At 72.3% G+C, this 22,041-nt stretch carries 18 protein-coding genes; 10 read left to right on the forward strand and 8 right to left on the reverse strand.

Features of this window, described 5'->3' with window-relative positions; genetic code table 11:
• The first annotated feature begins 62 nt into the window (after positions 1-62).
• From ABR738_RS06010 to ABR738_RS06030, 5 genes are all read left to right on the forward strand, one after another.
• Positions 63-1,175, forward strand: a complete 1,113-nt coding sequence (locus tag ABR738_RS06010) for a hypothetical protein (RefSeq protein WP_350234438.1) — start codon at positions 63-65, stop codon at positions 1,173-1,175.
• A 71-nt stretch (positions 1,176-1,246) separates the two neighbouring features.
• The gene (locus ABR738_RS06015; protein ID WP_350228929.1) at positions 1,247-1,915 is read left to right on the forward strand and encodes a transcriptional regulator; all 669 of its coding nucleotides are present in this window, start codon (positions 1,247-1,249) and stop codon (positions 1,913-1,915) included.
• Between the two features lie 159 nt (positions 1,916-2,074).
• Entirely contained in the window at positions 2,075-3,616 is a 1,542-nt protein-coding gene (locus tag ABR738_RS06020; RefSeq protein WP_350228930.1) for an alpha/beta hydrolase, read from the forward strand.
• Positions 3,617-3,803: 187 nt separating this feature from the next.
• Positions 3,804-5,279 carry an MFS transporter gene (locus ABR738_RS06025; protein ID WP_350228931.1) on the forward strand — a complete coding sequence of 492 codons (1,476 nt, stop codon included), beginning with the start codon at positions 3,804-3,806 and terminating at the stop codon, positions 5,277-5,279.
• The gene (locus ABR738_RS06030; RefSeq protein ID WP_350228932.1) at positions 5,276-5,959 is read left to right on the forward strand and encodes a TetR/AcrR family transcriptional regulator; all 684 of its coding nucleotides are present in this window, start codon (positions 5,276-5,278) and stop codon (positions 5,957-5,959) included. The genes ABR738_RS06025 and ABR738_RS06030 overlap by 4 nt, the downstream gene beginning before the upstream one ends.
• Before the next feature lie 18 nt (positions 5,960-5,977).
• Here ABR738_RS06030 and ABR738_RS06035 read toward each other — a convergent pair whose 3' ends face one another.
• Both ABR738_RS06035 and ABR738_RS06040 read right to left on the reverse strand, forming a co-directional pair.
• Positions 5,978-6,169 (reverse strand): ferredoxin, encoded by a 192-nt coding sequence (locus ABR738_RS06035; protein WP_350228933.1) that lies wholly within the window; start codon positions 6,167-6,169, stop codon positions 5,978-5,980.
• A gap of 31 nt (positions 6,170-6,200) precedes the next feature.
• Positions 6,201-7,433 carry a cytochrome P450 gene (locus ABR738_RS06040; protein ID WP_350228934.1) on the reverse strand — a complete coding sequence of 411 codons (1,233 nt, stop codon included), beginning with the start codon at positions 7,431-7,433 and terminating at the stop codon, positions 6,201-6,203.
• Positions 7,434-7,640: 207 nt separating this feature from the next.
• On the opposite strand from ABR738_RS06040, the gene ABR738_RS06045 reads away from it, so the two are divergent.
• On the forward strand, positions 7,641-8,648 hold the full coding sequence (locus tag ABR738_RS06045; protein ID WP_502964037.1) for a cytochrome c oxidase assembly protein: 1,008 nt from the start codon (positions 7,641-7,643) through the stop codon (positions 8,646-8,648).
• A 4-nt stretch (positions 8,649-8,652) separates the two neighbouring features.
• Here ABR738_RS06045 and ABR738_RS06050 read toward each other — a convergent pair whose 3' ends face one another.
• Positions 8,653-9,060 (reverse strand): hypothetical protein, encoded by a 408-nt coding sequence (locus ABR738_RS06050; RefSeq protein ID WP_350228935.1) that lies wholly within the window; start codon positions 9,058-9,060, stop codon positions 8,653-8,655.
• A 101-nt stretch (positions 9,061-9,161) separates the two neighbouring features.
• The gene (locus ABR738_RS06055) at positions 9,162-9,932 is read right to left on the reverse strand and encodes a DUF2127 domain-containing protein (RefSeq protein ID WP_350228936.1); all 771 of its coding nucleotides are present in this window, start codon (positions 9,930-9,932) and stop codon (positions 9,162-9,164) included.
• 156 nt (positions 9,933-10,088) lie between these two features.
• Here ABR738_RS06055 and ABR738_RS06060 point away from each other — a divergent pair, with 156 nt between their 5' ends.
• Positions 10,089-10,718, forward strand: coding sequence for a DUF1275 family protein (locus ABR738_RS06060; RefSeq protein ID WP_350228937.1), 630 nt, complete (start codon positions 10,089-10,091; stop codon positions 10,716-10,718).
• Positions 10,719-10,971: 253 nt separating this feature from the next.
• Positions 10,972-12,405, forward strand: a complete 1,434-nt coding sequence (locus ABR738_RS06065) for a PP2C family protein-serine/threonine phosphatase (RefSeq protein ID WP_350228938.1) — start codon at positions 10,972-10,974, stop codon at positions 12,403-12,405.
• Between the two features lie 94 nt (positions 12,406-12,499).
• On the opposite strand, the gene ABR738_RS06070 is transcribed toward ABR738_RS06065, so the two are convergent.
• Positions 12,500-13,993: a DNA-binding protein NsdB gene (locus ABR738_RS06070; RefSeq protein WP_350228939.1), complete on the reverse strand. Its 1,494-nt coding sequence runs from the start codon at positions 13,991-13,993 to the stop codon at positions 12,500-12,502.
• Positions 13,994-14,223: 230 nt separating this feature from the next.
• On the opposite strand from ABR738_RS06070, the gene ABR738_RS06075 reads away from it, so the two are divergent.
• Positions 14,224-15,357, forward strand: a complete 1,134-nt coding sequence (locus tag ABR738_RS06075) for an aminoglycoside phosphotransferase family protein (protein WP_350228940.1) — start codon at positions 14,224-14,226, stop codon at positions 15,355-15,357.
• A gap of 70 nt (positions 15,358-15,427) precedes the next feature.
• Here ABR738_RS06075 and ABR738_RS06080 read toward each other — a convergent pair whose 3' ends face one another.
• The 3 genes from ABR738_RS06080 to ABR738_RS06090 all read right to left on the reverse strand — a co-directional run bounded on the left by ABR738_RS06080 (position 15,428) and on the right by ABR738_RS06090 (position 20,628).
• Complete coding sequence (locus tag ABR738_RS06080; RefSeq protein ID WP_350228941.1) at positions 15,428-16,756, reverse strand: N-acetylmuramoyl-L-alanine amidase; 1,329 nt, start codon at positions 16,754-16,756, stop codon at positions 15,428-15,430.
• Positions 16,757-17,030: 274 nt separating this feature from the next.
• Positions 17,031-17,531 (reverse strand): hypothetical protein, encoded by a 501-nt coding sequence (locus ABR738_RS06085; RefSeq protein WP_350228942.1) that lies wholly within the window; start codon positions 17,529-17,531, stop codon positions 17,031-17,033.
• A gap of 178 nt (positions 17,532-17,709) precedes the next feature.
• Positions 17,710-20,628, reverse strand: a complete 2,919-nt coding sequence (locus ABR738_RS06090) for an ATP-binding protein (RefSeq protein WP_350234440.1) — start codon at positions 20,626-20,628, stop codon at positions 17,710-17,712.
• 288 nt (positions 20,629-20,916) lie between these two features.
• Here ABR738_RS06090 and ABR738_RS06095 point away from each other — a divergent pair, with 288 nt between their 5' ends.
• Positions 20,917-21,978, forward strand: a complete 1,062-nt coding sequence (locus tag ABR738_RS06095; RefSeq protein ID WP_350228943.1) for an isoafricanol synthase — start codon at positions 20,917-20,919, stop codon at positions 21,976-21,978.
• Positions 21,979-22,041: the final 63 nt, after the last annotated feature.

The following is a 22,041-nucleotide window of genomic DNA, read 5'->3' on the forward strand; positions in this document are numbered from 1 at the left end:
ACGCCATTCGTATCGGGCAGGGAAACAGGAGCTGAACTCACGTGCCGGCCATCAGTCAGAGGATGCATCTGATCCTGCTCTCGGCGTGGACAGCGCTGTGGTTCGCCGTGGTGGAGCCCAACGGTGGCTTCTCCTGGCACTATCTGCGGGCGGGCGGCGAACTCATCTACCAGGGCCCCTCCGGTGACGGCACCGGCGGCCTCAACCTCTACGCCCACCATCCCGAGCTCCAGATGGGTCCGGTCAGCTTCCTGACGGCCGGTCTCTTCAACCCCTTCCCCGAGCGGACCGGCCAGTTCCTCGCCGCGCTCCTGATGTCGGTGCTCGGCCTGGTGATCGTGGTCCTGGCCGGACGCAGTGCCGCCTGGTACTTCCTGGGCACCGGCACCAACCACCAACGGCTGCGCCAGCGTGTCCTGATCGCGGGCCTCGCCTTCATCCCGATGTGGATCGAGGTGTCGGTGCGTTTCGGTCACCTCGACGATGTGCTGGCCCTGTTCTTCACCGCACTCGCGGTCCGCTCGGTGACCCGCGACAGCCCGGTGGGCACCGGGGTGTGGCTGGCGCTCGCCATGGACTCCAAGCCGACGGCGGTCACCTTCGCCGCGCTGCTCTTCGCTCTGCCGCGCCACCAGTGGCTGAGGGCGGGGCTGTGGTGCGCGGCGGTGGTCGCGGTGGCGTGGGCGCCGTTCTTCCTCAGCAATCCGCACTCGATGTCGGCCGCCGGGTTCGCGATACCCAACCAGCCGGCGTCCGCGCTGCGCTGGCTGGGCGTCGCCGACCCCGAGACGCCCGGCTGGGACCGCCCCGCCCAGGCGGCGCTCGGTCTGCTGCTCGGCGCGGTCGCTGTGTGGCGGGGGCGGTGGGCGGCGGTGGTGCTGCTCGGGGCCAACGCGCGCATCGTCCTCGACCCCAGCGTGTACACCTACTACACGGCGTCGGTGCTGCTCGGGACGCTGCTGTGGGATGTGATCGGGCAGCGCAGGCTGGTGCCGTGGTGGAGCTGGCTCGCGCTGCTGACCCTGTACGGGAGCGTGTTCGTGGTGCCGGACGACGCGGCGCGGGGCCTGATCCGGCTGGCGTTCGTGATCGCGTCGACGGCCTATGTGCTCCTGTGGCCCCAGCGCGACCGGGGCCGCGACCGGCGGCGAAGGCGGCGCCCGGTCGCCGCCTGACGGGCGGCCGGTGACGCGGGCTCGTGAGACGCTGGACGTGACCGCACCGCCGGCTTCGCGAAGGGTCCCGCATGACTCGTCAGACGCGTACGGCCAAGGAGATCATCGCGGCGACGACCCGGGCGGTGGCCCCTTCGGCGGACGACAACGGGCTTCTGCCGCTGGTGGAGTCCGGCGACGCGCCGCTGTCCGCGCTCGCCGCTCTCGCCCTGGAGCAGCGCCACATCATCGCGTCGGACCGGCGCGCCTTCCTGATGCTCGCCGAGCGCTCGGGCCCGGGCTCCGCGTGCGCGGCGTTCTTCGGCGCACTCGCCGAGGGCGAGACGCTGGCGCTCGACCGGCTCGGGGCGTACGAGAGCGCCTGCGGGCTCACCCCTGAGGACATCGGACAGTACCTGCCACGGGCGGGCTGCCAGGCCTACCCCGCGTATGTGGCGTGGCTCGCCCTGAACGGCGAACCTCCGAGCGTGGCGCTTGCTCTGACCGCCAACTTCGCTGCCTGGGGCGCCTGTTGCGGCCGGATGGCGGCCGCGCTGCGCACCCGGTACGGCTTCTTGGACGAGGCGTGCGGCTTCTTCGACTTCTTCGCCGGCCCGGCGCCACAGCTGGCGGAGCTGGCGTCGGCGGCCGTCGCCTCGGGCGCGTGGGACGAGCACGGTGAGGGCGTGGGCGCGGGCGCGCACTACGGCCGGCTGCTCCAGACGTACGAGTCGATGTTCTGGAACACGCTCGCGCGGTGAGACGGGCCCGCTCAACGGGCGCCTGGACCACCACCGAGGTGGCACCCGTGCCACCCCTTTTCCGGGTGGTGGCCGGATCGAGGCGCGGGGACCCGGCGGTGGACGATCGAGGCGACCGACGTACCGCAAGGGGAGCGATCCCAACGGGGAGAGAAAATCATGCAGTTGTTCCAGAAGCCGGCCCGGTGGGCGGCGGCCGCCGCGTGCGCCCTGCTCGCCGCCGCCGCGCTGCCGGCCGCCGCGGCGAGCGCCGACACCGGCGCCGCCCCGCCCGTGCCCGGCCGCTACCGTCTCCAGCACCTCGACTGGCAGGCGTGCGACTCGGGCGCGCTGGAGTGCGCCACGATGGCCGTGCCCCGGGACTGGTACCACCCCGACGCGGGACCGGGCCTGAGCGTCCAGGTGTCGCGCCACCGGGCGACCGGCCCGGACAGGCGCGGCGTCCTGATGATGGCGGCGGGCGGCCCCGGCGCGTCGGGCCTCAACCGGCCCGCCACCCTGACCGGGCTGAGCCCGAAACTCGCGGCCGCCTACGACGTCGTCGGCTTCGACCAGCGCGGGGTGGGGGCGAGCACCAACGTCGTCTGCTCGGACCAGGACACGGTGGACGCCTTCTTCACCAGCGGTGATCTGCGCGACCGCTCGGCGGCCGCGATCGGGGCCACCTTCGACAGGGCCCGCGCCTTCGTGGCGGACTGCGAGCGCCACTCCGGCGGTCTGCTGCCCTACCTCACCACCGACCAGGCCGCGCACGACATGGACCTCTACCGCTCCCTGCTCGGCGTGGACAAGGTGTCGTACTACGGCCCGTCCTACGCCGGCGCGCTCGGGGCGTATTACGCCACCGAGTTCCCCCGCCACGTCGAACGGGTCGTCCTGGACAGCCCGGCGGACTTCACGCGCGGCTGGCAGTCGTTCCTGGTGGGCCAGCCGCTCAGTTTCCAGCGCCGCTTCGAGCGGGACTTCCTGCCCTGGCTGGCGAAGAACGACGCGACCTACCACCAGGGCGCCACGCCCGCCGATGCCAAGGCCTCCTACGAGCGGCTGCGGGCCACGCTGCGCGACCACCCGCTCGACCTCGACGGCACCCTCGTCACGCCCAACCAGCTGGACGCCGCCGCCACGAACGCCCTGTACGACGCGGGCGACAGGTTCGAGGACTTCGCCCTGCTGATGGGCCTGCTCGAACATCCCGAGAGCGCTCCGGCGGACGCCAGGAAGAACGCCGCAGAGCAGTTGGCGCACGTCATGGGCGCCAACTTCTTCGCCGACTTCTTCGCGGTCTCCTGCGGGGACTCCCCCTGGCGGCGCGACAGCCGCTACTGGGTGCGGGAGAGCGCGGCGGCCACCCGCGTCAACCCCCTTGCCGGAGCACGGGAGTTGACGTTCGGCGCGATCTGCGCGAACTGGCCGCGGACCGGCGCCCCGAAGGTCGAGGTCACCGGCAAGGGGCTGCCGCCCGTCCTCGTCCTCGCCTCGAAGCTGGACCCGGCGGCCTACTACGAGGGCGCGCTCCGGGTCCACCACGCCCTCGCGGGCTCGCGCCTGATCACCGTCGACGGCGGCGACCACGGCCAGTTCCAGAACGGCAGCGCCTGCGTGGACGGCGCCGTGGAGGACTACCTCCTCACGGGGGCCCTGCCGGCCAAGGACACCACCTGCGCCGGGGCGCCCCTGCCGGAGCCCACCGCCCGCGGCTGATCCGCACACCGGGGCGAGGAAGTTCCGTCGGGACGGGAATCATGGGGTGCACAAGCGTTTACCCTGGGGGTGAACGCCTGTGTACCCCTGTCCCTCGTTCGCCGTCCCCCTGTTCGCCGTCCCCGCCTCTTCGCGTATGCGCGCATCCGCGTATGCGCGGAGCCGCATTTCAGCCGTACGGAGCGTCATGCCCCCAGCGATACCCGTGTCCGCCGACCCCTCACGCCCCCGCTTCTTCGTCGGGGTCCTGGCCTTCTGCGGTGTGGTCGTGGCCGTCATGCAGACGCTGGTGGTGCCCTTGCTGCCGCACGTCCCCGCGCTGACCGGCAGCACCCCGGCCGCCGCGAGCTGGCTGGTCACGATCACGCTCCTGACCGGGGCGGTCTTCACCCCGGTGCTCGGCCGGGCCGGAGACATGTACGGCAAGCGGCGGCTGCTCATCCTCTCGCTCGGCGTGCTCACGGCGGGCTCGGTGATGTGCGCGATCAGTTCCCACATCGGCGTGCTGATCGCGGGCCGCGCCCTCCAGGGAGCGGCGCTCGCGGTGATCCCGCTGGGCATCAGCATCATGCGGGACGAGCTGCCGCCCGCGAAGGTCCTGTCGTCGGTGGCCCTGATGAGTTCCACGCTCGGCATCGGCGCCGCCGTGGGGCTGCCGGTGGCGGCCCTGGTCGTCGAGCACTTCGACTGGCACACCATGTTCTGGGCGTCGGCCGTGCTCGGCGTCCTCGACATCGCGCTGGTGCTGTGGTGCGTGCCGGAGTCGCCGCTGCGCTCGCGCGGGCGCTTCGACGCGGTGGGCGCGCTCGGTCTTTCGGCGGGCCTGGTCGCGGTGCTGCTCGCCATCACCCAGGGCGCCGAGTGGGGCTGGACCTCGCCGCGTACCCTCGCCCTGCTGGGCGCCGCCGTGGTGATCTGGCCGCTGTGGGGCGCGTACGAACTGCGCACCCGCACCCCGCTCGTGGACCTGCGGGTCTCGGCGCGGCCCGCTGTGCTGCTCACCAATGTGGCGGCCCTTTTGATCGGGTTCGCCTTTTACGCCAACTCGCTCGTCACCGCGCAGATGGTGCAGGAGCCCAAGGCCACCGGGTACGGGCTCGGTGCGTCCATCGTGGTCAGCGGCCTCTGTCTGCTGCCGGGCGGACTCGCGATGGTGGCCCTGTCGCCGGTGTCCGCGAAGATCTCGGCCACGTACGGTCCGAAGGCGGCGCTGGCGCTCGCGGCCGCGATCATGGCGGTGGGCTACGGTGTGCGCTTCTTCACCAGCCACAGCCTGCCCATGATCATCGCGGGCGCGACGGTGGTGGCGTGCGGCACCGCGATCGCCTACTCGGCGCTGCCCGCCCTGGTGATGCGCGCGGTCCCGGTGAGCGAGACCGGCGCCGCCAACGGGCTCAACACCCTGATGCGCTCGGTCGGCCAGGCCTGTTGCAGCGCGGTGGTCGCCGCCGTCCTGGCCAACGTCACCTTCCAGGCGGGCGGCCGGACCGCGCCGACGCTGCACGCCTACCTGCTGGTGTTCCTTATCGCCGGCGGCGCCGCGCTCGCCGCGCTCGCCGCCACCCTGTGCCTGCCCGGCGGCGCGATGCCCGGCGCCGGTAGCCTCGGGTCCTGCCGCACCGAGGGCGCGGCGGGACGCACCACGGCCGAGGAGAGCGCATGACCGGGCAGCCGGCCACCGGCGGCGACGCGGAGACGGGCAAGCACGCGGAGACGGGCAGGGATGCGGAGTCAGGCAGGGACGCGATCCGGCGGGCGGCGCGGCGGGCGTTCACGCTGCGCCCGTACGCCGAGGTCACCATGCGTTCCATCGCGGCGGACGCCGGGGTGAGCCCGTCACTCATCGTCAAGCTCTTCGGCAGCAAGGAACGGCTCTTCCACACGGTCGCGGACTTCGGTCCCGCCGCCGAGACGCTGTTCGCGGCGCCGCTGGACGCGCTGGGCCGCCACCTCGTCCTGACGATGGTGCGGATGCGGCGCGAGGACCAGGGGGATCCGCTCCTTCGCGCGGTGTTCTCGCTGGGCAACGTGGACGAACGCACCCTGCTGCGGGAGCGGTTCCGCGAGCAGGTCACGTCCCGTCTCGCCGGTCAACTGCGCGGTGGGGACAGCGAGTTGAGGGCCGAGTTGATCGCCGGTCTGCTGCTGGGGCTCGGCGCGACCCTCAGTCTGCACCGGCCGGGCGCCGGGGAGCGCGCCACGCCCGAGCAGCTGGCGGATCTGTACGCGCCGGCCGTGCAGCGTCTGATCACCGGCCCGGAGAACTGCCGTCCGGCGAACGGCGACCCCGAGAACTGCGGCCCGGAGAACTGCCGTCCGGCGAACCGCGGCCCGGAGAACTGACCGGAATTAGCTGTTTGGCTAATCGTGGACGGTGACGGCCCCCACCGGGCAGGCCCGGGCGGCCTCGCGGACCAGCGGGTCACCGCCGCCGTCCTCGCGGCCGGGCAGCAACTCGCTGAAGCCGTCGTCGTCCTGCGTGAAGACGCCGGGGGCGGTGAGCGCGCACTGGCCCGCGCCGATACAGACGTCCTTGTCGATGCCGATCCGCATCCGCTGCTCCTTCTCCTTCGGTTCCCGTCCGCTACCAGGCGACGGGGAGTTCGACCATGCCCTGGATGGTGTCGCCCGGCTTGAACGGAATCTCCTGCGCCGGCACCGCGAGCCGCAGGTTCGGCAGCCGGTCGAACAGCGAGCGCAGCGCGATCTCCATCTCCGCCCGCGCCAGGTTCTGGCCGAGGCACTGGTGGATGCCGAAGCCGAACGCGACGTGGTGGCGGGTGGCGCGGTGCCAGTCGATCCGGTCGGGCTCCTCGTAGCTGGCGCTGTCCCGGTTGATGACGGACGTCGAGAAGACCACACCGTCACCGGCCCGTACCACCTCGCCGCCGATCTCGATGTCCTCAAGAGCCACCCGCAGCATCCCGTCCGCGATCGACAGGAAACGCAGCAGCTCCTCGACGGCGGCCGGCATGAGGGCCGCGTCGGAGCGCAGTTCGGCCAGCGCCTGCGGGTGCTGGAGCAGGGTGAAGGTGCCGAGCGAGATCATGTTGGCGGTGGTCTCATGGCCCGCCACCAGCAGGATGACGGCGAGGTCCACCAGCTCACGCTCATCCAGGAGGCCTTCGTCCAGGCGCCGTCCGATCAGTTCGTCGAGCAGCCCGTCGCCGGGTTCCTTCCGCTTGCGGTCGATGAGCCGCAGGAAGTAGTCGTCCAGGGCGTCGCGGGCCGCCTCGACGTCGGCGGTCTTCGGCCCCCGCAGCAGCTTGCGGGACTGGCCCTCGAAGAACGCGTGATCCTCATACGGCACGCCGAGCAGCGCGCAGATCACCATCGAGGGCACCGGCAGCGCGAAGGCGCCGACCAGGTCGGCCGGCGGCCCCTGCGCGACCATCCGGTCCAGGAGCGAGTCCACGGTCTCCTGGATGCGCGGCCGCAGTGCGGCGGTGCGCTTGAGGGTGAAGCTGGGGATCAGCATCCGGCGCTGGGTGGCGTGCACCGGGTCGTCCACGCCGAGCAACGCGGTCCTGCGCTTGGTGATGCCGGCGAACCTGGCCGTCGGGGAGGGGAAGCCGTCGTGGGTGCGGTCACTGGAGAGCCGGGGGTCGGCCAGCAGGGCGCGCGCCTCGGCGAGCCCGGTGACCATCCACACGGGCCGGCCGTCGTAGAGGCGGACGCGGGCCAGCGGCCGCGCGTCGCGCAGCGGCTGGTACGCGGTGGGCGGGTGGTAGGGGCAGCCGCGGTTCTGCGGGAAGGTGACGCTGTCCGGGGAGGCGGCGGTGTGGTCCGTGCTGACGCTGGTGTTGCTGCCTGTCATGAAGACCTCGCAAGCGAAGGGATCCGTCTTGCCGATCTCCACTACATGCCTCAGGCACCTATGGCGTCTACGCGTTCTTCGGCCGATTCCCTCCTTTGCGCCCTTTCGGCCCAGCGCGCCCGGGGCCGGTGCGGGGCTCAGGGGCGGACAGGGCTAGCGTGTGTGCGGCCCGTCGTGCGTCACGGGCCGGTGAGGAGATCGACCCTGATGTCCGGTATGACCCTGGGCGAAGGCGCGACGGGCGGCCTGCCCGAGCTGACCACGGGGCGGCTGCTGACGGTGTGGCGGCCCGACGCGGCGGCGCTGCTGCTGATCGTCGCCCTGGCCGCGCTGTACGGCTGGGGCGTGCTGCGGCTGCGCCGGCGCGGCGAGCCCTGGCCCCTGGCGCGCACCGCGGCCTTCGCGTTCATCGGCCTCGGCGCCCTGGCCGTGGCCACCATGTCGGCGCTCGCGGTGTACGACACCGAGCTGTTCTGGCCGGCCGCCGTACAGAACGTCCTGCTCGACCTGATCGCGCCGCTCGGGCTCGCCCTGGGCGACCCGCTGCGCCTTGGCACGCTCGCGCTGCCGGAGCGCGGCGCGGGCCGGCTCCGGGGCGCCATGAGCGGACGCCTGGTGCGGTTCCTCACCTTCCCGCTGGTCAGTACGGCCCTGGTGCTCGCCACGGAGCTCTGTGTCTATTTCACGCCGTACTTCGAGACGGCGCTGCGCCACCCCGCGCTGCACGAGCTGATGTATCTCCATCTGCTGCTCGCGGGAAGCCTGTTCGTGCTGCCGATGCTCACCCACGAGGCGGCGCTGCCGGCCTGGTGCACCCACCCGGTGCGGGCCGCGCTCGTCTTCCTCGACGGGCTGATCGACGCGGTGCCCGGCATCGTCGTGATGACCCACAGCACCCTGATCGCCGGCGCCTGGTACCTGGGCCACTCCCCCGCCTGGGCGCCCGACGTCCAGCGGGACCAGCAGCTCGGCGGCGGCGCGATGGTCACCATCGCCGAACTGGTGTCACTGCCGTTCCTGCTCGCGATCCTGGTGCAGTGGTCGCGCGCCGACCGCGCCCAGCGCGTGGTGCTCGACCGCCGCCTCGACGCCGAACTGGCTCCGGCCGCCCCGGTGACGGGACGGCCGAAGGACGCGGAGCTCGTACGGCCCTGGTGGGAGACGGACGGCGGAGCGGTCGGGCAGCGGATGCGTCAGCGCGGCCCGGAGAGCTGACCGGTCAGTGCCGGTCGCGGCGCCTGCGCAGCCGGCTCACGATGAACCAGATCACGAAGACCACGAGCGCGATGAACAGGAGCACCAGGATCAGCAGGAAGATCCCGAGCTTCTTGAAGAAGCCGCCCTTCTTCTTTTTCTTGGCCTTCTTGGACGCCAGGGCGTGGGACGCGGCCGGCGCGGTGTGCTGCCCGGCGCGCGCCGCCTGAGCCGTACCGGCCGCGTCCGAGGCGGGCGCGGCCTGCGCGGCCGTCACGGACGCGGTCGCGGCGCGCGGCGCCGCCTGCGCGGCCACCGGGCCCGCCGCGAGCGAGGCGCCGAGTACCAGGGCCAGCAGCACCGCCGCCCGGCGCAGCGGACCGGGGCCGCGCCGGGACCGCTTGGCCAGGGGCGTGGAGTGCGGTTGGTTCATCGTTGTCATCCCCCAAGGAACGTCAGGTGCGGCCAGGGCGCCGCACGCTGTCTGTAACTGTTACCCGTCAAGCCGTTCGTACGCGTCCGGTCTCGGTGGCGTCAGTGGTGCGCCGGGACGCCCGCCGACGTCTCCACCTCGATCAGCGAGGCGCTGTGGCGCTCCGCCTCGAAGGCCGCGTGGCCGCCCCGCAGGCCGAACAGGCGCTTGGCGAGCAGGATGTAGAGGACCGCCAGGATGTTGACGGTCAGCGTGGCGATCTTCACCCAGCTGATCTTCTCGGTGAGTTCGTAGATCTCCAGCGGCAGGAACATCGCCGTGGCGACGACGGTGAGGTACTCCGCCCACCGCTTGGCCCGCCACAGACCGACGCCCTCGACGATCTCGATCAGCGCGTACACCAGCAGCGCCACCGCGACGATCACCAGGGTCGAGTGCTTGTAGTCGAAGGTCTTCTGGATGGTGCCGACCACCGGCGAGTGGTCGAGGTCGTAGTGGAAGTGGCGGAAGACCGGCCGGAACACGTCGAGGTATTCGTCGAAGAACCGGCGCACCGCGTCCTGGCTGTTGCTGAACTTCCACACCGCGATGGCCACCAGGACGATGAACACGCCGCGCACGGCCCGCTCGATGGCCAAGAAGCGCAGGATGAACAGATCGCGCAGCACCTTGCCGCGCGGCACCAGCGGGGCGTCCTCGGCCGGCCCCGAGCCGTGCGGCGCGCCGAGGACGAAGTCCCCGCAGCGCAGACAGCGCCAGGCCTCGCCGAAACCGGTCTCGGCGCGCAACCGGTCGCGCAGTACGGCCTCCTGGGGCGCGTACGTCACATGGCCGCGGCGCGCGCAGGTGCGCCGGTCCCAGTCGATCTTCATGCTCTTCCTCCCGTGAGGCCCGCGACGCGGCGCGGGCCGATGTGCTCACAGGGACCGTAGTGGACCCTTGTCGTGGACTTGCCACGGGGTCGTCCCGGTGGCGTGACACGCCGCCCTCGCGCGCCGTCCCGGGCGGCCGGGGACGAGAATGCCCCGATGAGCTCCGCGATCACGACCCCCTCCGCCGCCCGCGCCGACGAGCGGTTCCTTTTGGTGCTCTCGGCGGCGTCCGGGGCCACGGACGCGTTCGCCTTCCTCTGTCTGGGAAATGTGTTCGCCGGGGTGATGACCGGCAATCTCGTCCTGGTCGGCGCGTCGGTGGGCGCCGGGGACCGCGACGTGGTGCCCCGCGCCCTGTCCGCACTGACCGGGTACGCGCTCGGCGCGGCCGGGGCTGCGGTCGTCTCCGCCCAGGTGCCGGCCCGGCTGCTGCTCGCGGGCCAGAGCGCGCTGCTCGCACTGCTCGCCGCCGGATGGGCGCTGGGGCTCGGGCGTTCGCTCGGCTCCCAGATGGCGCTGCTGTTCGTGGCGGCCCTCGCGATGGGCGTGCAGGCGCGCGTCTGGTCCACTCCGACCACGTACTTCACGGGTACGTTCACCGGGCTCGCGGGGCGCGTCGGCCAGGGGGAGGCGGAGCGGGCCGACCGGTGGGCGGCGGGGCGGCTCGTCGCGGTCGTGCTCGGGGCGGCGGCCACGTCCCTGATCGTGTGGTGTTGCGCCCCGGCGGCCGGCGCGACGGGCGCCGTCCTCTGCGCGGCGGCGTACGTTCTCCTCGGCCGCCGGTGAGCGCGGCCCGCGCGCCCGGACGGTCAACTGGCCCTGGGTACCTGCCCAGTTGTGGCGCGGACACCCGCCGGGCATATGCTCAGCGCCACACCCGGCTCACGGCTGGCGATCCGGCTCGCCTTTGACATATGCCACGAGCACCACCGTATCGAGTGTTGCCAAATCCCTTACGGGGCATCGCTGCCTGTGCAACAGTCGTTACCGGTCCACTTCGCCCAGACCAGGCTCTGCCGCGGCCGCATCGGAGAACGTCATGCCGTCCCATCTGTTCGCGGACCGTCCCGCTCCCCAACCGCCCGAGCGGGGCACGGTCGACGCACTGATCACGCAGACCCGCAGACTGCGCGGGGGTGTGGACGCGGTGCGTCGGGACGCGCTCGTGGACGACGACGACCCGCAGGGCCGCTGGCAGCGCGCCCTGTGCGACCTGGCGGTCCATCAACTCGACGATCTGGGCTCCCACTTGGGCCAGCTGCGTGAGGGCCTGTCCGCCGAGGAGGAGGACGCGGCGGCGCTCGCCGTCGAGAACGCGTCCGGCCCCGAGCCCGCCCCCGCCGCCCCGCTCAGCCGGGTCGGCAGCGCGGAGTGGAACCTGCTGACCGACGCCGTGAACTGGTCCGAGGAGCTGTTCGAGATCTTCGGGCGGTCCCCCGAGAGCGGCGGGATGTCGCTCGACGAGCTGCCCGCCATGGTCTTCGCCGACGACCAGGCCCTGCTCACCTCGATGGTGACGGGCGCCCTGGTGGACGGCAGGCCGATCGACGGGGAGTTCCGCATCGTCCGGAACGACGGGCACATCCGTACGCTCCACATGATGGGCGAGCCGGTGCTCGACGCCGACGGCTGCACCGCCTCGATGTGGGCCGTCCTGCGTGATGTGAGCGAGCTGCGGCGCGGCCAGCACGCGGTGCGCGAGAGCCGCGAGGGCCTGCGCCGCCAGCGCCACATCGCCCGGACCGAGCACCGCCTCGCGGTCGAGCTGCGCGAGGCGGTCCTGCCGCCGTGGCGCGGCTCCCTGCGACTGCCGCACGGCGCCCCCGGCGCACTCGACATCGCCGGGCACTATCTGCCGTCCGCCTCCAGCGCCCTCATCGGCGGCAGTTGGTACGACGCGCTCGAACTGCCCGACGGCGCCTCCTTACTGACCGTCGGCGATCTCACCGGACGCGGTGCGACGGCGACCGGCGCCATGGCGATGCTGCTCGGCGCGCTGCGCGGCATGGCCGTCGCCGGCATCGGCCCCGCAGCCCTGATGGGCCACCTCAACCACCTTCTGGAGACGACCGTGCAGCCCGCTCTGGGCAGCGCGGTCTGCTGCCGTTATGAGCCCGAAAAGCGCACGCTCTCCTGGTCCGGGGCCGGCCACCCCGCCCCGCTGCTGTTCCGCGACGGGTCGGGACGGCCGCTCGGCGCACGGGACGGCGTCCTGCTCGGGGCCACCCACCGGGCGGCCTACGGCCAGGCCGAGGTCACCCTGCGCGCGGGCGACGTGCTGGTCCTCGGCACCGACGGCCTGACCCGGCGGGGCGCATCCGACGAGGCGCACCAGGGCCGGCTGCTGGCACTGGCGCCGCTCTTCGACGGGGGCCGCACGGCGCAGGACTGCGTGCGGATGATCGTCGAGGAGTTCGGCGAGCCCGAGCGCGCGGACGACGCCTGTGTGCTGGTGGCCCGCATCGGATCCTGACGCACAGACAAGGGCCAACCACCCGCCGAAACAAGGGGATTGGGACGACTCGCGCCGGCTCTTCGGGGTTGTACGTATCCGCGTACAACCCCTTCTAGATGTCGGCGATGCGGCCGCGCTTCGACGGAGCCGCGGGCATCGCCTGGGCGATCTCCTCCCGCAGGTCCTGGATCTTGCCGTGGCTCGCGTACTGACCGGTGAGCCGGTACATCTCACGCAGCCGGTCCCAGGTGCGGTGCGAGGAGGTCTCGCCCATCGACACCAGAGCCAGGCGGGCATAGCGGTCCGCCTGCTCGGGGTCGTCCGCGATGAAACAGGCCGAGGCGAGCGAGATGTAATCGAAGATCTTCGAGCGCTGACGCCCCCCGACCCGCAGTTCGAGCGCCTGCTTGGCGTGGTGCTGCGCGATGGTGGCCGCCGCCGGATCGTGCTCGGCGAGGGTACGGAAGGCCAGCGCCTCCATGCCGTGCAGATCCGCCTCGTCGAACATCTGCATCCAACTGGGCGGCGGCACATCGCCCTTGTCGGAGACGAACAGCTCCTCCGCCTCGCCGAGGGTACGGCGCATGGCCTGGCCGCGCCCCATGGACGCCTGCGCCCACGCCTCGATGGTGTGCAGCATCGCGCGCGTGCGCGGCAGGGTCTCCTCGCCCGAACCGGACTTGGCGAGCTTCATCAGATCGAGGGCTTCGCCGGGGCGGCCCAGGTGGACCATCTGGCGGGCCGCACGCGAGAGGGCTTCGCCCGCGCGGGGCCGGTCGCCGCCCTCGCGGGCCGCGTGGGCGGCGATGACGAAGTACTTCTGCGCGGTCGGCTCAAGGCCGATGTCGTGCGACATCCAGCCCGCGAGGACGGCCAGGTTGGCTGCGACGCCCCACAGGCGCCGCTGGAGATGGTCGGGGTGGCGGTAGGCGAGCATGCCGCCCACCTCATTGAGCTGGCCGACCACCGCCTTGCGCTGGAGCCCGCCCCCACGCGAGGCGTCCCAGGCGCGGAACACTTCGACCGAGTGCTCCAGGGCGTCGATCTCCTGCGACCCGATGGGGGCCGCCTCATAACGGTCGAACCCCGCGGGGTCGGCGTGCAGGGGGTCCTGGAGACGGGGAGCGTCGGCCGAGAGTACGGGGTCGGTGTGCAGCCAGTCGTGCATGGCGCTGCTGAGTACGGAGCCGGAGGCGAGCGCGGCGCCCGCCCCCACAAGACCGCGTCGGTTGAGCATGAGGTCCATTCCCGTGAATTCGGTGAGGACCGCCGCCGTCCGTTCGGGCGCCCACGGAACGCCGTCCGGATTCTTGCTGTTCCTGACGTCGTTCCGTTTTCCAGCGCGCCCGTGCCGGTCGAACCCTAGGTCCTCGATGGTCACGACACGGCCGAGCCGCTCGGTGAACAGCGCCGCCAGCACCCTGGGCACGGGATCGCGCGGGGTCTCCCCCATGTCGATCCAGCGCCGCACCCGCGAGGTGTCGGTGGACAGTTGGGGGTGGCCCATGGCCGCCGCCTGCCGGTTCACCATCCGCGCGAGTTCGCCCTTGGACCAGCCGGCGAGGCCGAACAGGTCGTTCAGACGGGTGTTGGGTTGTCCGCTCACGTCAAGCCCCCAGGTTCTCGGCTGAGTTGACAGTAAGCCCCCGTCAGGTGCGGCGCGACTATTCGCCAGGGTTCGCCAGGGCACGCCAGATGGTGTGCCACCCGCGGCCGGGTGTCAGGTATGAGAGCGCCATCCCGACCCGGGGCCGGACCTCATTCCCCAGGGTGCGGCCCGGCCGCCGGGGCGGGTGGCGCACGTGACTTGTCGGCACACGAAGGGATCTGTCACCCATGTACACAGCATCGTCCTCCGTGTCCACGCCGCCCCGGCCGCACCGTCCTCTGGGAGCGGGTGGCGGACCGTATCTCGACCCGTCCCACGCCGCGCCGTCGCCGTACGCCGTCGGCCGCACGCCCCGCCGGCCGGGGAGCCCCCAGCCGCTCAGCGGGAGAATCGACCTGTCGGGCCCCCAGGGGTCCCAGCTGCGCATCGCGATCGCCTCGGTGCAGCGCATCTGTCCCGAGTTCAACGCGGTGCAGGTGTTGCGGCACAGCGGACGCTCGGTGCTGATCGTCGGCACGACAGGGCGCGCCACCGCGGTCGCCAAGTGTTTACTGGACCATTCGCCCGCGTGGGCCGAGCGGTTCCGGCACGAAATAGCGGTATATCGCGCGTTCGTCCGGCACCGCCCCCCGGTGCGGGTGCCCCGGCTGATCGCCGCCGATCCCGACAACTGCACCTTGGTCATCGAGCGGATGCCGGGCCGCGCCGCCGCGTTGACGCGCCACCCCGTCGAAGCCCCCCCGCGCGCCGACGTGAGGGCCGTCCTCGGCGCGATCCGGCACCTCAACGCCTGGCGGCCGCCCGCCGAGATGTTCGGCAGGCCACTGGACTACGCGTCCCGCATCTCCCGCTACCACGAGCTGGGTCTGTTCACCGACCGGGACCTGAGTGACCTTCAGAAGCTGGTGCACGGTCTTGCCCTCACCGGCCGGGTCGACTGGCAGTTCGCGCACGGGGACGCGCTGCTGTCCAACATCCTGCTGTCACCGGCCGGTCCCGTCCTGGTCGACTGGGAGCACGCGGGGTGGTACCTGCCCGGGTACGACCTGGCGACGCTGTGGACGATCCTGGGCGACGCCCCGGTCGAACGGCGCAGGATCAGCCTGGCGGCGCAGGATCAGGGCCCCGCGGCGCGGGACGCCTTCCTGGTGAATTTGATGCTCGTACTGACCCGGGAGATCCGGACGTACGAGACGGCCGTGCAGCGCACCATGCGGGACGCGGCGCCGGTGAGCGCGGCGCAGAACCACGCGCCGGGTGTGCTCAGCGCGGGCGAGCAGCAGCGGCTGCTGTTGCGCCGGCTGCACGACGACTGCGCGATGGCACGGCGGGCCGTGCGGGCGGCGGTCGGCACGCGCTGAGCAAGGGCAAAGAAGGCGGGCCGCGTGCCCGGTGTCCCGGCACCGGGCACGCGGCCCGTCGTGCGCCCGCCTACCGCAGCCGCACGACGTCCACGTCGGATGCCTTGACGAACGCGATCCGGTGGCCGATCTGCACCGTCACATAACGGGTGCTGCCGGGGAAGTACGTGTGGTCGTAGGGGTAGGAGGAGTCGATGGTGGGGGCGTAGAAGTAGCCCGCCGGTGCCTGGCCGCCGCCGGGGTAGGACTGGCCGGCCTTGATGGTGTAGCCGAGCGGGGCGCTCACCCGGGGCGCGGTGAAGTCGGCCGGGTAGTCGGTGGCCGCCGGGTAGGCGGTTCCGTAGACCGGCACATCGGTCAGGCCCGCCTTGGGGCGGACGACGTATCCGGCGGTGGGGGTGGTGACGCGGGTGCCGGCGGGGGTCTGGAACCACGCCTCCTGGCCGTACCACCAGATCGCGGTCCACCCCGGTTTCCGCTCGGCGACCACGGCCTGCTGGGTGGCGCTGATCTTGCTGCCCCAGTCGCTCGCGCAGGTGGTGCCGCTCTGGCCCGGCGGGTGGAGGCCGGGGTCGGCGAACAGCGGTGCGCCGGTGGAGGGTTGGGTGTACAGCGGGACCGCGCTGCTGGGCCCCGCTGGCAGGTCGATGTTCTTCTCGCAGTCCCTCAGGGCCTGGAGGTTGTCCTTGAACACCGGGTTGATGGTGACCAGGGAGGAGCCGGGGCGGGCCGTGGGCTCGGTGGGCCTGCCGAGCAGGGACATGAAGTGGTTCCAGTCCCAGTACGGTCCCGGGTCCCAGTGCATGGCCGCGGTGCCCCCGGCCGATGTGGGCGGCACATTGTCGTGGCCGAGGATGTGCTGGCGGTCGAGCGGGATGTCGTACTTGGCGGCGAGGTAGCGCACGAGGGCGGCGGTGGAGCGGTACATGGCGGGGGTGAACCAGGTGGCGCCCTCCGTGGCGTAACCCTCCTGCTCGATGCCGATGGAGTCGGAGTTGATGTACCAGTTGCCGGCCTGCCAGGCGACGTCCTTGGTCTTCACCATCTGGGTGACATGGCCGTCGCTCGAACGCACGACGTAGTGCGCCGACGCGGCCCGCTTGGGGTCCTGGAAGATTTTGAGGGTGGTGGCGTAGGTCTCCTCGGTGTCGTGCAGGACGATGTACTTGATCTTGTTGGTGGCCGGCCGGTCGGAGACGTCGTAGTTGCCGTACGTCTCCTTGTCCGCCGGGTCTCCGGTCTGCTGGTAGGCGGCCGGGACCCAGTCGCATCTCAGGACGCGGGGGCACTCGGCGCGTGGCGTGGCCGCGGCGGCCGGGGTGGCGGGTGCGAGGGCGAGGCCGAGGAAGCCGGCCGTCGCCGCCGCGAGCGCGCGTGTGAGCCTCTGCTTGGACGTCATGGACAACCCTTCCAGCCGAAAGGTGCGGGGCCTTGCGCGGCGCGTGGGTCCGCGCGGGACACAGTGTGACCCCCTATGACGCCTCGTCAAGTACCTTTCGCCGGACGCGACTTGTGTCAGTGGACCAGACCGGTGGCGGCGGCCGTGAGCCGCTGGTGGCGCGCGGCGCGCAATGGGGGCCGTACGCGCCCGGTTCAGGGCCCCGGACGCGGAACGGCCCGGCACCGTGGACGGACGGTGCCGGGCCGAGGGGCGAGAGTGCCCGGTGTGCCGCTCAGCTCTGCTGGAACAGCTCGGCGGGCAGCGGCTTCAGGAGGGCGTACAGGTCGTCGGTGATCGGCCGGTCCCAGCTGGCGATCGTGACGAGGACGTTGTCGCTGCGGTCGAACTGCACGCACGAGATGCGCGTCTCGGAGAGCTTGAGGCGGCGCACGATGAGGAGGTTGTCGCCCTGCATCACCGGCATGTCCTCGGTGCTCACGACCTCGATCGGCTCGTCGTTCTCCAGCGCCACGAGGAGCTGGGCGACCTCGAAGGGGACCTGTCCCTCGGCCATCTCGCGCGCCGGGGAGCCCTCCGGCAGGTTGCCGATGATCATCGCGGGGCCGCGCCCGCCGAACAGGTCGTAGCGCAGGAATACGCCCTGACAGCTGCCGTCGGGTGCGGGCAGCAGGCCGGCGCCCAGGTTGCCGGGCCAGTCCCCCGGGTCCATGGCCAGGACATCGAAGTCCGGGCCGGCGGGGGTGGCGGCGCTGCGGCGGCGGAGGAAGGACATGCCGCCCATGGTACGTGCCCCCGGCGATCCGGCGGAGCCGGGCCCGGCACGCTGGGCGGGTCGGCGCCCACCCCTGGCCGAGCGGGCAGAGCGGCTGCGCGCCCGCTGCGTCCGCCACACGCGAGACCCCGGCTCCCCTGCCCGGACGGCTGGGGAGCCGGGGTCACCGGGAGCCGGATCAGCGGCCGGGCACTCCTCGGCTGCCGGAGCCACGGGGCTGGTGCGGGAGCAGTCCCGCGAGGCCGTCGCGGTTGGTGCCGAGCTTGCGGAAGGCGCCCGACAGGAGCAGCTCCACCGTGCGCTCCTTGGTGCCGAGCTCCTCCGCGATCCGCTGGTTCTCCCAGCCCTGCGCCGCCCGCTCGGCCACCGCCTTCTCCTGCGCCGTCAGCAGGTCGGAGTCGATGGCGCGCAGTTGGAGCGGACGGAGCCCGGACGCGGCCAGTTCCTCGCGGGCCCGTGCGGCCAGCGCGTCGGCCCCGCACAGCGCGGCGCTCTCCAGACCGCGCATCAGACGGTCGGCCGCGTCCTGGGGCAGTCCTGCGCGGCTGAGCATCGCGCCGTGGTCGACCAGGGCCTGCGCCAGCTCGTAGGCGGCCGGGGACCGTTCGAGCTGACGGACGGCCTCGGCCATCAGGGCCAGGCTGTCGGCTCCCGAGGTGACCTTGGCGGCCGCGTGCAGGGCGCGGCCGACGGCGCCCGGTGTGCCGAAGCGCCGGGCGATCTCCACCCCTTCCTGCGCGACGGCCGCCGCCTCGACTGGGTCGGTGTGGGCGATCGTCTGGGCGAGCAGGGGCCGCCACGGGCACCACATGGGGTTGCGCATGCCGCGCGGGTCGAGCCTGCGGCCCACCGCCCGCAGCCGTTCCTCGGCGTCGGTGCGCAGGCCCCGGGCGATCAGCAGCTCGCTGTAGACGGTCTCGGAGTCGGGATAGATCACGGCGTTGGGCACGACCTGGCCGTAGTTGTAGGAGTCGGAGAGGTCCTGGGCCTCCTGGACCCGGCCCCGGGCGAGCAGGACCTCGATGAGGATGCCGATCGCGAACCACTGGGCGGGGATCTGATGCCCCACGCGGTCGGCGATCCGCAGTCCGCTGTGCACCAGGTTCTCGGCCTCGGCCAGCCGGCCCCGGTGGAACTTGATGTAGCCGAGCAGCGTCAGGCCCAGGGACAGATGGGCGCCGCGCCAGCCCTTGCGTTCGCAGTCGGCGATGCCCTCGGTGAACAGTTCGTCCGCGCGCCCGGGCTGGTCGCAGTACATGAAGGTCAGCGCGACCAGGACGGGGACCTCGAAGCCCCAGTCGTCGTCGGTCCAGGGCAGCCCGCCCTCCAGCGCCTCCTCGGCGTAGCGCAGGGCGGTCTCCGCGGGCTCGCCGCGCACCATGGCGTCCCAGGCGCGCAGGCCCAGGATGTAGCGCTCGGCCTTGCCACGGCTCGTCAGGTGGTCGGCGAGCCGGGCCAGGCTGCGCGAGCGGGCCGGTGAGTCCTCCTCGTCGGCGCGGAAGGCGTTCCACTGGAACGTCTCGGCCTGCATGCGCAGCCGGGTGCGGGCGCTGGTGGAGTGCTTGGCCTCGGCTGCGACGACCGCCGCGGCCTCGGCCATGCGGTCGGTGTGCGCGAGTGCCTGGGCCAGTCGGTAGGTGACGGACTCGCGCAGCCGCGGGGCGAGTTCGGGTTCCTCGAGGGCGGCCTTGAGGTGGTTGACCGTGGTGGCGGGCTCGTTCAGGAGCGCCGAGCAGCCCAGTTCGTAGAGGACTTCGGCGCGCTCCTCCGGGGCGGGAGGTTCGCGCAGGGCGCGGGCCAGGCAGCGCCTCGCCGCGTCCGGGGCTCCGGCGCGCAGATAGTCGGAGGCGGCGGCCCGCAGCTGGCGCACGGCCCACCGGTCGTTGTCCGGGTGCATCTCCAGGATGTGCCGGGCAGCCGATGTCGCGCCGAGTCCGGCCTCGCTCACCGCGAAGGCGGCCTGGCCGTGCATCGCGACGCGCATGGCCGAGGGGATGGAGCGGTAGACGGCGGTGGCGACGAGCGGGTGGAAGAAGTCGAGCCGGCCCGGGTGGTCCTGCGCGGCGGCGAGGATACGGGCCTCGCGCAGCCGGTCCACGGCGTCGGCCATCTCCTCGGCGCCGAGTCCGGCGACGCCGGCTGCCATGTCCTTGCGGGCGTCGGTGCCGAGCACGGCGACGGCCCAGGTGAGCCGGACCGCGGAGGGGCCGAGCCGGTCGAGGCGTTCGATGAGGCCGGTGCCGGTCACGGCGGAGGCCAGTTCGCGCAGTTCACCCGCGTTGGCGTACTGCGGTTTGATGCCCCGGTCGCGGATCCTGGCGACGAGCTCGACCGCCTCGTAGGGGTTGCCCGCGGTCAGCGTCCAGCATTCGCGGGCGAACAGGTCGTCGGCCTCCCCGCCCAGGACGTCGCGCACGAGGTCGGCGACGGCGGCCGGGGTGAACGGCGACAGGTCGAGCGGGCGCGAGCCGTGCCGGGCGGCGAGGCGGCGGAACTCGGCGGCGTGGCGCGGCAGTTCCTCGGGCCGGTAGGCGACGACGATCAGGAGCGGCAGGTCGCCGGCGCGCAGCGCGAACGCGGTCAGCCAGGCCAGCGTCTCCTCGTCCGCCCAGTGCGCGTCGTCCACGACGAGCACCACGGGCGCATACTTGACGGCGAACCGGGTCATGAGCCAGTCGAGGCCGTCCCGGACGCCCTGCGGGTCGGGTGCGACGCCGCTGCCTCTCGCGACCAGCCCCACCGCCGGCGCGACGATGTCGTACCAACTCCCCAGTATCTCGCGGTGTTCGTCCTCGCTCGTCGCGGCGAGCACCGGCTGCACGAGCTGGCGTACGACGTGGAAGGCCACGCTCTCCTCAAGCTCGCTGCCGCGCGCGGCCAGCAGGGTGCAGCCGCGCGCCGCGGCCTTGCGGCGGATCTCGGCCACCAGTGTCGTCTTGCCCAGGCCGCCGGCACCGGCGATGGCGAGCAGCCCGCCGTTGGGCGCGCTCCCTTCGCCCGCGCGGCCGCACAGGTCGGTCAACATGGTGTCGAACAGCATCAGTTCTTCGTCGCGCTCAAAGAGCGTCCGGTGCGGTACGCCGCCCCGGCCCCTCATCTCCGCCACAGCGGTCCCCTTCTGGCAGTAACACCGAGCCTACGCCCCGGACACGTACCGTGACATGAATATCCAACTCCCGTCTCCTGCTTGACGCATTAAGTTGGCTGGATCCGAGAATGTTCGGATCGGACGGCCGGAGGGGGCCACGCCGTGCCGTGTACGCCCCCCGCGCGCTGTCGGGCTCCGGCGCGAGACGCCTTCACCCCGGCAGTCGGCCCGTTGATGATGGAAACGCGCGGGGAAGGCACAGGGAATCACGTATGAGTACTAAGGAGGCGGTGCCGCATGACCAGCACTGGCAAGGTCCGGTCGGCGCGGACGCGGACCGGGCTCGTCGACATACCCTTTCCCGCCCGCCGGCACCCCCGGCACGGGCTCGCCCGGCGGCACACCCTCGACTGGCTCCATGAGTACGGCATGCTGGCCGGTGAGCAGGCGACGGCCGAATATGACGCGATGGGCCTGGAACGGCTGATGGCGTACTTCTATCCGGACGCCTCGGACGCCCATCTGGCGCTCGCGACCGATCTCAACGCCTGGTTCTTCGTCTTCGACGACCAGTTCGACGGCCCGCTCGGCAAGCGTCCCGATGTCGTCCTGCGCCAGATCGACACGGTGCTGCGCACCATGAGCGACGAGCCGCCGGTGCCGGGCGAGGCGACGAACCGGCTGGCGACGAGCTTCCGTGATCTGTGGCAACGGGTGACCGCGGGCGCGCCGTTGCTGTGGCAGGACCGCTTCCGCGCGCACTGGCGGGAGTATCTGACGGCGTATCACTGGGAGGCGCTGAACCGGACGCGCAACGGCACCCTGTCGCTTCCGGGATTCCTGCGCGGCCGGCGTGACTCCATAGGCGTGCAGCCCTGTCTGGACCTGGTGGAGCGCTGTGGCGGCTACACACTGCCGAGGGAGCTGCACGAGGGCGAGCCGCTGGCGAAGATGCGGGAGATCACCGCCGATGTGGTGATCTTCGTGAACGACATGGTGTCCGTGGACAAGGAGCTGGCGGCGGGCGACGTCAACAACAGTGTGATCATTCTGCTCCGGCAGGAGATGTGCACCGTGGAGCACGCACTGCGGCGGGTGGCGGCCCTGACCAACGAGCGGGTGGCCCGCTTCCAGGAGCTCACCGCCGAGCTCGGCGCCCAGCTGGCCAGAACCGGGCTGCCCCCGCTGGTGCGGGCGCAGGTGGACGACTATGTGGACGGGATGCGGGCCCTGATGAGCGGCAACCTGGCCTGGTCGCTCGAGACGGCGCGGTACGGAGAGGCGGGCATCGCCGCCGTCAGCGAGGGCCGGCAGCGGCCCTGGGCCCAGTTGTTCCCGGACCAGGCCGCCGAGGGCTGAGGCGGAGAGACGGCCTCAAGTGGCCTGCGCTGCGCGGGCGTTGAGGGGATCGGACCTCTCGAC

It is taken from the genome of Streptomyces sp. Edi4, assembly GCF_040253615.1.
GTDB lineage: Bacteria > Actinomycetota > Actinomycetes > Streptomycetales > Streptomycetaceae > Streptomyces.